Annotated in this window: 12 protein-coding genes and 1 other RNA gene; 10 read left to right on the top strand and 3 right to left on the bottom strand. The window is 66.9% G+C overall.

Going from position 1 to position 11,570, the window contains the following annotated elements; translation table 11 throughout:
* The first annotated feature begins 28 nt into the window (after positions 1-28).
* The 5 genes from smpB (at position 29) to OHS57_RS14460 (ending at position 2,871) form a co-directional block, all read left to right on the top strand.
* Positions 29-508, top strand: coding sequence for an SsrA-binding protein SmpB (smpB, locus tag OHS57_RS14480; protein WP_041989112.1), 480 nt, complete (start codon positions 29-31; stop codon positions 506-508).
* Between the two features lie 102 nt (positions 509-610).
* Positions 611-997, top strand: a transfer-messenger RNA (tmRNA) gene (gene ssrA / locus OHS57_RS14475).
* Between the two features lie 194 nt (positions 998-1,191).
* Positions 1,192-1,929 (top strand): DUF5919 domain-containing protein, encoded by a 738-nt coding sequence (locus OHS57_RS14470; RefSeq protein WP_328582203.1) that lies wholly within the window; start codon positions 1,192-1,194, stop codon positions 1,927-1,929.
* An 8-nt stretch (positions 1,930-1,937) separates the two neighbouring features.
* Positions 1,938-2,414: an NUDIX domain-containing protein gene (locus OHS57_RS14465; protein ID WP_328582202.1), complete on the top strand. Its 477-nt coding sequence runs from the start codon at positions 1,938-1,940 to the stop codon at positions 2,412-2,414.
* Complete coding sequence (locus tag OHS57_RS14460; protein ID WP_328582201.1) at positions 2,407-2,871, top strand: hypothetical protein; 465 nt, start codon at positions 2,407-2,409, stop codon at positions 2,869-2,871. The genes OHS57_RS14465 and OHS57_RS14460 overlap by 8 nt, the downstream gene beginning before the upstream one ends.
* Here the strand turns inward: OHS57_RS14460 and OHS57_RS14455 are convergent.
* From OHS57_RS14455 to OHS57_RS14445, 3 genes are read right to left on the bottom strand one after another with little or no spacing between them, the layout of a single operon-like run.
* Complete coding sequence (locus tag OHS57_RS14455) at positions 2,864-3,409, bottom strand: HD domain-containing protein (protein ID WP_328582200.1); 546 nt, start codon at positions 3,407-3,409, stop codon at positions 2,864-2,866. The two genes, OHS57_RS14460 and OHS57_RS14455, sit on opposite strands and share 8 nt — an antisense overlap.
* 23 nt (positions 3,410-3,432) lie before the next feature.
* A complete protein-coding gene (locus OHS57_RS14450; protein ID WP_328582199.1) occupies positions 3,433-3,942 on the bottom strand; it encodes a GntR family transcriptional regulator in 510 nt (169 codons plus the stop codon).
* Positions 3,943-3,963: 21 nt separating this feature from the next.
* Positions 3,964-4,443 carry an ATP-binding protein gene (locus tag OHS57_RS14445; protein ID WP_328582198.1) on the bottom strand — a complete coding sequence of 160 codons (480 nt, stop codon included), beginning with the start codon at positions 4,441-4,443 and terminating at the stop codon, positions 3,964-3,966.
* 156 nt (positions 4,444-4,599) lie between these two features.
* Here OHS57_RS14445 and OHS57_RS14440 point away from each other — a divergent pair, with 156 nt between their 5' ends.
* The 5 genes from OHS57_RS14440 (at position 4,600) to OHS57_RS14420 (ending at position 11,560) form a co-directional block, all read left to right on the top strand.
* Positions 4,600-5,337, top strand: coding sequence for an XRE family transcriptional regulator (locus tag OHS57_RS14440; protein ID WP_328582197.1), 738 nt, complete (start codon positions 4,600-4,602; stop codon positions 5,335-5,337).
* Positions 5,338-5,988: 651 nt separating this feature from the next.
* Positions 5,989-6,708: a hypothetical protein gene (locus OHS57_RS14435; RefSeq protein WP_328582196.1), complete on the top strand. Its 720-nt coding sequence runs from the start codon at positions 5,989-5,991 to the stop codon at positions 6,706-6,708.
* Positions 6,709-6,774: 66 nt separating this feature from the next.
* The gene (locus OHS57_RS14430) at positions 6,775-8,907 is read left to right on the top strand and encodes a bifunctional polysaccharide deacetylase/glycosyltransferase family 2 protein (protein ID WP_328582195.1); all 2,133 of its coding nucleotides are present in this window, start codon (positions 6,775-6,777) and stop codon (positions 8,905-8,907) included.
* On the top strand, positions 8,904-10,298 hold the full coding sequence (locus OHS57_RS14425) for an acyltransferase family protein (RefSeq protein ID WP_328582194.1): 1,395 nt from the start codon (positions 8,904-8,906) through the stop codon (positions 10,296-10,298). The genes OHS57_RS14430 and OHS57_RS14425 overlap by 4 nt, the downstream gene beginning before the upstream one ends.
* 146 nt (positions 10,299-10,444) lie before the next feature.
* Positions 10,445-11,560 (top strand): uroporphyrinogen-III synthase, encoded by a 1,116-nt coding sequence (locus tag OHS57_RS14420; RefSeq protein WP_328582193.1) that lies wholly within the window; start codon positions 10,445-10,447, stop codon positions 11,558-11,560.
* Positions 11,561-11,570: the final 10 nt, after the last annotated feature.

Here is an 11,570-nt window from a genome sequence, read left to right as displayed (position 1 = left end):
TGCGCCGTAGTGAGAAAATGGCAGGACTATGGCAAAGGAAAAAGGGCGCAAAATCATCGCCCAGAACAAGAAGGCGCGGCACGACTACCTGATTCTCGACACCTACGAGTGCGGTCTCGTGCTCACGGGCACGGAAGTGAAGTCGCTGCGTCAGGGGCGGGCGTCGTTGACGGACGGGTTCGTCCAGATTGACGGACATGAGGCATGGCTCCACCATGTCCATGTTCCTGAGTACAGCCAGGGAACGTGGACGAACCACACCGCACGGCGTAAGCGCAAGCTGCTGATGCACCGGGCCGAGATCGACAAGCTGGAGTCCAAGTCGCAGGAATCGGGTCACACGATCGTGCCCCTCGCCCTGTACTTCAAGGACGGCCGGGCCAAGGTCGAGATCGCGCTGGCCAAGGGCAAGAAGGAGTACGACAAGCGCCAGACGCTGCGGGAGCGGCAGGACCGGCGCGAGACGGACCGGGCCGTCTCGGCGGTCAAGCGCAAGCAGCAGGCCTGACGCCGCGCGCCCCTGGTGGGAATACGGTGGCCCTCGGCCCTGTTGATCACGTACGATGGGTCGTGCACCTCGTAGCGGGTGCACGAGTTGAAAACAAAACATGGGGATGATCGGTTTCGACAGCGGATGTCGAAGCAGGGGAAGCGAGCCGAGAAAGCGGCAATGATCTCGTTAACCATATGTCGCAAAAAACAATCGCCAATTCTAAGCGCGATTCCTCCGCCTTCGCACTTGCTGCCTAATTAGCAGCTAGCGAAGACTCCGCGGAGTGTCAGCCCGGGAGTGTTCCCGACCCGGATCCTGGCATCAGCTAGGGGACTAAACCTGTAGGCCCGGTCACGGGACTTGCAGGGAAATCAAACAGTGACTGAGCCCGTCGGAGACTTGTCCGCGTGATCTCCGGGGCCGAGAAAATCGCAGCGGACTGCGCTCGGAGAAGTCCTGATTCCGCACCGTTGGACGCGGGTTCGATTCCCGCCATCTCCACAAACCCCATGTGAGGCCGAGGCCCCGCTGCCCACCCGGCAGCGGGGCCTCAGTCGTGTCCGGGCCTCCGGGGCCGGCCCGACGGCGACATCACGCACAGTGCGCCCCGAGTGCGGTACGTCATCACTACATGGCTGGACGTGTGCGAGACGTCCCGCCTATCGTGGTGTCGTCTCGTGACGTCTTGAGGTTGATGCATGCAGAATGAGCGCCTCCGTGCCGCGTTACTCGAACGCGGGCTCACCCTGGACGAGTTGGCGACCACGATCGACGTGGACGCCAAGACCGTCGAGCGTTGGGTCACGACCGGCCGTACGCCGTACCGGCGGCATCGGTACGCCGTCGCCGCGCAGCTTGGCCTGGACGAGACCTATCTGTGGCCGGACGCGCTGACGCCTGATCAGATCGCGGGCGCGTCCGAGAGTGAGATCGTCACTGTCTATCCGCACCGCTGGTCAGTGCCGTCCGACCTGTGGCGGCGCATGTTCGAGACGGCGGAGCACGAGATCGGTGTCCTGGTCTTCAGCGGCCTCTTCCTGTCCGAGGACTCCGGTATCCACAGGGTCTTACGCGCCAAGGCCGATACGGGCGTACGGGTGCGGATACTGCTCGGTGACCCCAACAGCGCCGCCGTGGCCCAGCGAGGCACGGACGAGGGCCTTGAAGACGCCATGGCCGCGAAGATCAGAAACGCTCTCGTGATGTACAGGCGGTTACGGAACGTCGAGGGCATCGACTTCCGGCTGCACGAGACGATCCTGTACAACTCGATCTATCGGGCGGACGATCAACTGCTCGTCAACACCCACATCTACGGCTTCCCGGCGGCGCAGGCCCCGGTGATCCATCTGCGCAAGGTCGCCGGGGGCAGCATGGTCACCAACTACGTGGAGAGTTTCGAGCAGGTCTGGGGTCGAGCGCAGGAAATGGAGTGACGAGGGAAATGCCGACGCGATTCGACTACTTCGACGATCCGAGCGCGCCTACGGCCAACAGCATCGTCCCGTCAGCGAATGTCGTCGTGACCGACGACGCGGGACACATTCTCATGATCCGCCGTAGCGACAACGGAAACTGGGCTGTGCCCGGCGGCGCAATGGATTTTGGAGAATCCATCACGCAAACTGCGGTGCGCGAAACCCTCGAAGAGACCGGAATTCACTGCCAGATCAACGGACTGGTCGGGATCTACACCGATCCGCGGCATGTCATCCACTACACCAGTAATGACGAGGTACGGCAGGAATTCTCCATCGTCTTCACCGCGCGGTACCTCAGTGGTGATCCGACCCCGAGCGACGAGTCTCGCGAAGTGGCGTGGGTGCCACGCCACAAGGTGGACGAACTGAAGATGGACCGCTCCATGCGCCGGCGCGTCGAGGCGTACGTGCAAGGCGAGGGGCTTCCCCAGCTTGGGTGACGACTGGCTCAACACGGCAGCCGACGTCTTCTCCTCCATCGGCACCGTCGGTGCCTTCGGCACGGGATTCGTTCTTCTCCGGCGTGAACACCGCCGCGAGGCAGAGCGCGACGAAGAAGCCCGCCGCGCTCAGGCGGCGCGAGTCAGCGCGTGGGTCGAGGCGTACCGTCGGGACGACGGCACCCGAGACCTGGCGCTGCACGTCCACAATGCGAGTGACATGCCCATATACGAGGTCGACCTCCCGCTGCCCGCGCCGGCCGGAGAAGAGTCCCGCACCGAGTTCATCGGTCTCGTTCCGCCCGGCCAGACCGTACGCCGTCCCGCACCGAGCGAATGGCTGCGCTCGTACGTCGAGCCTGAGCCGGTGGAGATCGAGTTTCTCGATAGTGCCGGCTGCCACTGGAACCGCGACGAACAGGGGAAACTGGTCCGTTCGCGGCGTGCGGTCATCTGACGAGGAGAGTCTCGACGCGCCGTGCTGAATCCACGATGTGTGAGGTCGCCTCGGTGATGGATTCGGCGACGACATCCGTGGGGCCGTAGCGCGTCAGGATCTCGGACAGTCGTTTCTCGACGTTGACCGGCTCGCCGTCCGGTGTTGTGGTCATGTCGCAATAGATCAGGGCGTCGGCGAGCAGCCCTTCGACAGGTTCGAACTCCGCGGCGAGTTCACCGCCGAGGCTGCGGTTGCGGGCCTCGATATGGGCGCAGGAATGATAGGCGACCAGCGAGCACACGCGGAGGTCGGCGTGTTCGGTGTCACGGAGGAAGCGGGCTCCGTCGAGAGGGTGAAAACCTGTCGCTACGAGCTTGGGAGCGTAGCCAATGTCGTGCAGCCATGCGGAAGCGATCAGCAGATCGGCCTCATCGCCCACGATGTGTGCGATGGTCTCGGCTTTACGGCCGACGCCTTGAGTGTGCGCCCAGCGGCGCGGAAGCGGCTCTGCGAGCAGGTGCTCGGCGAGTTGTTGCCACCATGGGACAGATTTCACGCGTCGAGGCTACCGTTGTCGGGTCACTTCACGAAGCGTCCTCTCCCCTGACGCGTCTCGATCAGTCCTGCGTCCTCCAACACGGTGAAGGCTTGCCGGGCGGTCCAGCGAGAGACGCCGTAGTCCTTCGTCAGATCGGCCTCGCTGGGAAGCACGTCGCCTCGTCGTAGCTCACCGCGCTCGATCGTGGCGCGCAGGTCCGTCGATATACGGCGGAAAGCCGGTGCCGGGGACTGCGGACTGTCCGGCGACGAGGCGAGGCGTCCGCGTCCGGGCATGGTGACGAGTAAGCCTTCGTTCTCAAGGTCTGCGAGCGCTCTCCGCACCGTGTTGCGCGCGACTCCGTACTCCGACCCGAGTTCGGCCTCACTGAGCAGTTGGGTACCCGGTGGGAACTCTCCCTCGGTGATGCGGCGGCGCAAGGCGTCTGTGATGGTCTTGTACGCGCCCCACGGTGTTGCCCGCGAGCCCACTCGTACCGTCCTCTTCTCGTCGGGCAGTCGCCCGACAACGGTGTATGCCGCGATGCTCATCAGTCCACTCATTGCGGATGATCACTGAGAGCTCTCTGGCGCGTTGTTGTCAGTGCACATCGCCCAGACCGATTTGCCGGGCCCATTCCGGTCACTCACTCCCCATTGCCCATCGGTGAGTGCATCCACCAAAGCCAAACCCCGCCCGGATTCGGCGTCCGTGGACGCTTCTCGAAGCTCCGGCTTGCTGTCGTTGGCGTCGTGCACCTCGATCCGTACACCGGCCCGAAGCCGTTGGAACTGCGTCGCGATCAAACGCCCGTTGGGCGGGTGCGCGTGATTGACAGCGTTCGTGACCAACTCGGAGACGATCAACTCGGCAGTCTCCGTGAGCTGCGGTAGTCCCCATGCGTCAAGGTGTTCGGCGACGAACTGACGTGCTTTGCCTACTGATCGAGGGCTGCGCGGCCACATTTTAGTGACAACGGACGGACGTTCTTCGCGGACCGTGGTCGGACCTTCGGCGGTCATCGCCGTGCCCCCGTCCAGCTGTTCGGGCAACAGTTGGAATCCATCAAGATCGGTGCTCCTTCGCGGCATTGAACCTGTGCCACGAGGGTCTGCTCGATGTCGAGTCGCGGACACCGCGTCTTGAGGGACGTCTAGGGATTTCTTGGCTACGCTGAGGTCGTTCGCATCCTGAACAAGGGGGACAGCGTGAACGACGTGCTCCGTCGTGCCCTGATGTCCGCCGGCCTCGACTACGCCGATGTCGCCGCGCGACTCCTGGTTGATCCCAAGACCGTGGAGCGGTGGTGTGCGGGGCGCCTCCCCTACTCGCGTAACCGCGTCGCGCTCGCCGCCCTGGTCGGCCGCAACGAGCACGAACTGTGGCCCACCGCCGGGCGCCTCCGCCCCCGCGTCCCCCTTGGCGGCGAGATTCGTACGGTCTATCCCCACCGCTGGGCCGTGCCGCGTGAAACCTGGCTCAGACACTTCTCGTGCGCCGAACGCGAAATCGGCATCCTCGCCCACAGCGCACTGTTCCTTGCCGAAGACCTCGGGATCACCCGCACTCTCGCCGGCAAAGCGAGTGAAGGGGTCAAGGTCCGATTACTGCTCGGTGACCCCGACAACCCCGAGGCGGCCTCGCGCGGTGACAACGACGGAAACGGCGATGCCATGGCGGCCCGCATCCGCAAGGCACTTGTCCTCCTTCGACCGGTCACTGCCCTGGTCGGCGTCGAACTCCGCCTACACCGTGCCGCGTTGTACAACTCCATCTATCGTGCGGACGACGAATTACTTATCACTCCCCATATCTATGGTCAGCCTGCGGTGAATGCGCCTGTCCTGCATGTCCGCCCCACTGCGGACGGCATGCTTGCCACGCCCTACGTGGAGAGCTTCGAACGCACATGGCTCGGGGCTCGGGTCGTCAAGTGCTCAAGCTGATCGGGGGAGTGTTCAGTCAGATCGCTGAACCTGGAATTTCAATCGGAATTTCCGAATTTCGATTTCTCGATTTTTGGCGAGTGATTCCCGAGCCTGGGCTGTTTGCGGAACGATGACCGCTCTGCCGGTGTACGGGTGGAATCATCCGCAACTCCCGCTGAGGGCAAGACGGGACGCCGGGAGCGGTCCACCGCGTTGTGCGGGCTGCTGCACGTGCCTGGGCCCTGGATCGTCGCGAGTGTCGCCGTGCCACTGTGACGTCGGGTAACACCGTGAACAATGATCGACTGCCGGTCGAATAGCCGGTGACCTCGACCACAGTGAACGGAAGGGACAGAAGTGGTCCGAAGAAACCAATTCCTGTCACCACGGCCGCAGTTGAGATAAATACTTGTCAGTAAGAAGTCGCCCCCGGATGGTTGCACGCATCCTTGTCACAGCATTGATGCACAGCAACCTGTCAAGCAGAACTACCGGCATCACTGGCGTGCGCTACATTCGTGGTCCGGGTGCAGTGTGGTAGGGGGCGGTCGGTCAGGTGGGGGCCTGATCGTCGGCATTTCCGGTCAGCCGTGCACGCACCCATGGGACATTAAGTGGGGGATGTGCACACCTGTGGAAAACTGGCGAGAGAATGCCCGCACGGGGCATATGCATGAGCCGAGCGATGTCACCATCGAACTCGACGGTCTGGGGCGTCAGCTCTCCGAGCTGCCTTCGGGCCCGAAGCACCCGCAGAAATCAGGTTCTGCGGAAGATGTAGATCAGGAAAGCTCCGACGGGCCCGTTTTTGTCGACGCTTCCGGGCGTCGGAGCAAGAAGTTCCGCCGGGCCGGCTGGATCCTGGCAGCGGTCTGCGCCTGCTACGCGGTGACGCTGGTCGTCGCGCTGATGGGCGGCAACTCGAGCGCGCCGTGGCTGAACATACCCGGGGTCAAGGTCGACAAGAAGTCGGACTCCGTCAAGGTCGAGAAGCCCGCTCCCTCGGGCAGCGCGGCCGACGGCGTGCTGCCGGGCGGTCCTTCGCTGCCGGTGCCGACGGACTCCAACGGCTCCCCGATCCCGGGGTCTTCGGCCAGCGCGACGACCGGGGCCTCGGGTATTCCCGCCCCCGGCGCGTCGGGTTCGGCGAAGCCGCCGAAGCAGACCGCCGGAGCGCCGGGGAAGCCCGATCCGGGCAACTCCGTGCCGGCGGGCGGTTCCGACCCGGGTGGTCCGACGACGACGGACGCTCCGCCGGAGACCACACCGCCGGTCGAGACGCCGCCGGACACCCCGACACCGCCTGTCGAGACGACGGACGCGGGTACCGAACCCGCGGGCCCGCCGGCCGGCGACCCCCAGGCCATGGCCGCGGAAGGCGCTCAGTAGATGACTTCAACCGGCACGCGGGGCCGTAAGCGCAGCGGCGGCCCCGTCAGGAGACGCAGGCTGCCCATGAGGTACCTGCTTCCGACCTTTCTGCTCGTCGGCCTGGTGGCGATGATGTTGCTGCGCGGCTACGTGCACAACGAGATCATCCCGGACCACCGGGTGCGGCCACCTGCCTCCATCAGCCAGGTGCCCGACGACATCATCGAAGGCGGCCCCGTCATCGATTCGCGCGACAAGACGGCCAAGCCCAAGTCGCTGACCATACCGAAGCACAAACTTGTCCTCACCTTCGACGACGGCCCGGACCCGACCTGGTCGCCCCAGGTCCTCGACGTGCTGAAGAAGTACGGCGCGCACGCGACCTTCTTCGTCACGGGCACGATGACCTCGCAACACCCCGAGCTGGTCAGGCGCATGGTGGCCGAGGGGCACGAGGTCGGGGTGCACACCTTCGACCATCCCGACCTCTCCTACCAGTCGGCGTCCCGTATCAAGTGGGAGCTGTCGCAGACGCAGCTGGCGCTCGCCGGCGCCGCCGGGATCCGCTCCTCGCTCTTCCGGCCGCCGTACTCCTCGTTCGCCGACGCCATGGACAACAAGTCCTGGCCGGTGACGCAGTACATCGGCACCCTGGGCTACATCACGGTGCTCGACAGCACCGACAGTGAGGACTGGCAGCGCCCCGGCGTCTCGAAGATCATCGAGAACGCGACGCCGAAGCACGGCGACGGCGCCGTCGTCCTGATGCACGACTCCGGCGGTGACAGGTCCCAGACCGTCAAGGCGCTCGAGACGTTCCTGCCGCAGATGCAGAAGGACGGCTACTCCTTCGACACGGTGACCCAGGCGCTCGGCGCGCCCAGCGCCCACACGCCGGTCACCGGCATCGACAAGTGGAAGGGCCGCGCGTTCATCGGCGCCGTCAGCTTCGCCGACCGGGGCACCGACGTCCTGATCGCCGGGCTCTCGGTGGTCGGCTTCCTGGTCATCCTGCGCTTCGGGCTGATGCTGGTGCTGTCCTTCGCGCACTCGCGCAAGGTGCGCCGCCGCAGGTTCCGCTGGGGCGCCCGCATCACCGAACCCGTCTCGGTCCTCGTCCCCGCGTACAACGAGCGGGAATGCATAGCCAAGACGGTCAACTCGCTGATGCAGAGCGACCATCCGATCGAGGTCATCGTCATCGACGACGGCTCAACGGACGGTACGGCGGACATCGTCGAGGCGATGTGGCTGCCGAACGTACACGTCGTACGCCAGGAGAACGCGGGCAAGCCGGCCGCGCTCAACAACGGCATCGCGCACGCCAGTTACGACCTGGTCGTGATGATGGACGGCGACACCGTCTTCGAACCTGCCACCGTGCGTGAGCTGGTGCAGCCCTTCGGCGACCCGCGCGTCGGCGCCGTCGCCGGCAACGCCAAGGTCGGCAACCGCAACTCGCTCATCGGGGCCTGGCAGCACATCGAGTACGTGATGGGCTTCAACCTCGACCGCCGCATGTACGACCTGCTGCAGATCATGCCCACCATCCCGGGCGCGATCGGCGCCTTCCGGCGCACCGCGCTGGAGCGGGTCGGCGGGATGAGCGAGGACACCCTCGCCGAGGACACCGACATCACCATCGCCATGCACCGCGACGGCTGGCGTGTCGTCTACGCCGAGAAGGCGCGTGCCTGGACCGAGGCGCCGGAGTCCGTACAGCAGCTGTGGTCCCAGCGGTACCGCTGGAGTTACGGCACGATGCAGGCGATCTGGAAGCACCGCCGCTCCTTCATCGAGCGGGGGCCTTCGGGACGCTTCGGCCGGGTCGGCCTGCCACTGATCGCGCTGTTCATGATCGTGGCGCCGCTGCTCGCGCCGCTGATCGACCTCTTCCTGATCTACGGCCTGATCTTCGGGCCCACGGAGAAGACCATCATCGCCTGGCTCGGCGTCCTGGCGTTCCAGGCGATCTGCGCCGCGTACGCGTTCCGGCTCGACAAGGAACGTATGGTGCATCTGATCTCGCTGCCGCTCCAACAGGTCCTGTACCGCCAGCTCATGTACGTCGTGCTGGTGCAGTCCTGGATCACCGCGCTCACCGGCGGCCGGCTGCGCTGGCAGAAGCTCCGCCGTACCGGCGCCGTCCAGGCCCCCGGCTCGATCCCCACCCAGCGCGGTCACAGTGCGGGCGCCGACAGGAGGCCGGTGGGATGACCACCCCCTACGAAGCAGGCGGCACGGCCGCGCCCTACCCGAGCGCCGGGGCGCCCGCGCCCTATCCGACCGCCGGGCCGACGGCGCCGTACGTCCAGCGGCCGGGGCCCGTGCCGCACGCGCGGCACAAGGCGGGGCCCAGGGGCCCCGACCCGACGCTCGCGCAGCCACCCGTGGCCGCCGAGGGCGAGGCGCCCAAGGCGTCGGGCCGTGACCGCTACCTGGATCTGCTGCGGGCCGTCGCGCTGGTGCGGGTCGTCGTCTTCCACATCTTCGGCTGGGCCTGGCTGACGATCCTCTTCCCCTCCATGGGCGTGATGTTCGCGCTGGCCGGCTCGCTGATGGCCAGGTCGCTCTCGCAGCGCACCTCGTGGAGCGTCATCCGGGGCCGACTGCGCAGGCTGCTGCCGCCGATGTGGGCGTTCGCCCTGCTGATCGTGCCGCTGCTCTTCGTCTCCGGCTTCAAGCCGGCCAGGGACGAGGGCATCTGGGGCCTGATCAAGCTCGCCAACTGGATCTTCCCGCTGGGCGCGCCGCCGTATCCGGACCCGGCCGGGTCCCCGGTGAGCTGGATGGACTCCAGCTGGGCCGACCAGGCGGCCGGACCGCTCTGGTACATCCGGGCCTATCTCTGGTTCGTGCTGGCGTCCCCGCTCCTGCTGTGGGCCTTCCGCAAGGTGCCGTGGGCGGCGCTGGCCTTCCCGATCGCCCTCACGGCCGTGATCACCACGGGTGTGGTGAACATCCCCGGTGAAACCGGTCTGGCGCTCACGGACTTCGGGGTCTACGGCAGCTGCTGGGTGCTCGGCTTCGCCCACAACGACGGCCTGTTCAAGAAGGTCCCGCGCTACATCACGGTCTCGCTCGCCGCCTTCGCGATGGCCTTCGCCCTCTGGTGGGCGCAGGGGCATCTGGGCGACGAGGGGTGGAACTTCGACGAGATGCCGCTGGTGCAGGCGATCTGGTCGCTCGGGTTCGTCGCCATCCTGCTCCAGTACTCGCCGTCCTGGCAGAAACTCCCGGGCAGGCTGGCCTCGTACGACTCGGTGATCACCCTCGCCAACAACCGGGCCGTGACGATCTATCTCTGGCACAACCTGCTGATCATGGCGACGTTCCCGCTGCTGGACCAGCTCTACAACGTGCCGGGCATGGACCGGTTCAACGGCGCGCTGGACGCCTCGTACTCCACGCTGCCGCTGATCCTGATCTGGCCGATGATAGGGATCATGATCATCGCCGTCGGGTGGGTGGAGGACCTGGCGGCCAAGCGCAGACCGCGGCTGTGGCCGAACGGCGTCAAGTCCGGCAGGGCGAAGGGCGGCGGCAAGCCGCCCGCCCCCCGGGAGCCGCAGCCGGCCGCCGGCGGCTCGCACACGCACAAACGCTGACGGGCCGCGCGGGGCGGGCCGTACGAGGCGGGCGGGCCGCTCCGGTGGGCTGTACGGGCATCCGTACGGCCCGCCGCTCGGGCGCCAGGTCCGCAGTAACCCACCCGAAACACCCGTACCGCGAGCGGGACGGGAAAATGGTCATCATGAACGACCAGCCGCACGGCCCCCTCGCCGGATTCACCATCGGAGTCACCGCAGCCAGACGCGCCGAGGAGTTCGGCGCGCTCATCGAACGCCGTGGCGGCGCCGTGCTCCACGCACCCGCCCTGCGGATCCTGCCGCTCGCCGACGACACGGAGCTGCGCGCCGCCACCGAGGAGCTGATCGCCAAGACGCCCGACGTGGTCGTGGCGACCACGGCGATCGGCTTCCGCGGCTGGCTGGAAGCGGCCGGCGGCTGGGGCGACAGGCAGGAGCTGCTGGACTGTCTCGGCGGCGTCGAACTGCTCGCCCGCGGGCCCAAGGTGAAGGGCGCCATCCGGGCCGCGGGACTCACCGAGACCTGGTCACCCGCCTCCGAGTCGATGGCCGAGGTACTGGACCGGCTGCTCGACGAGGGCGTCGCGCACCGCCGGATCGCGCTCCAACTGCACGGCGTACCGCTGCCCGGGTTCGTCGAGGCGCTGGAGGCCGGGGGCGCCGATGTCGTCGTCGTCCCCGTCTACCGCTGGATGCCCCCGGAGGATCTGGCCCCGGTCGACCGGCTCATCGAGGCGACCGTGGCGCGCGCCCTGGACGCTGTCACCTTCACCAGCGCGCCCGCCGCCACCGCGCTGCTCTCGCGCGCCGAGGAACGGGGCCAACTGGCCGGACTGCTCGACGCGCTGAAGGGGGACGTACTGCCGGCGTGCGTCGGGTCCGTCACCGCCACGCCGCTGCGGGAGCGGGGCATCGGAACCGTCCAGCCGGAACGTTTCCGCTTGGGCCCGCTCGTCCAGGTGCTCTGCGACGAACTGCCGGGCCGCGCCCGTACGCTCCAGGTCGCCGCGCGGCGGCTGGAGATCCGCGGGCACGCCGTGCTGCTCGACGGCGAGCTGCGCCCCGTACCGCCCGCGGGGATGGCGCTGCTCGGGGCGCTGGCCCGGCGGCCCGGCTGGGTCGTCCCGCGCGCCGAGCTGCTGCGTGCGCTGCCCGGCGCCGGCCGCGACGAGCACGCAGTCGAGACCGCGATGGCCCGGCTGCGCACCTCGCTCGGCGACCCGCGGCTGATCCAGACGGTCGTCAAACGCGGCTACCGGCTGGCCGTTTCGGACGAGTAGGGCCGCTTGC

The organism is Streptomyces sp. NBC_00370, from assembly GCF_036084755.1.
Lineage (GTDB): Bacteria > Actinomycetota > Actinomycetes > Streptomycetales > Streptomycetaceae > Streptomyces.
Note: the sequence above shows the minus strand (reverse complement) of the source record. Positions and strands in the feature narration are given on the sequence as shown.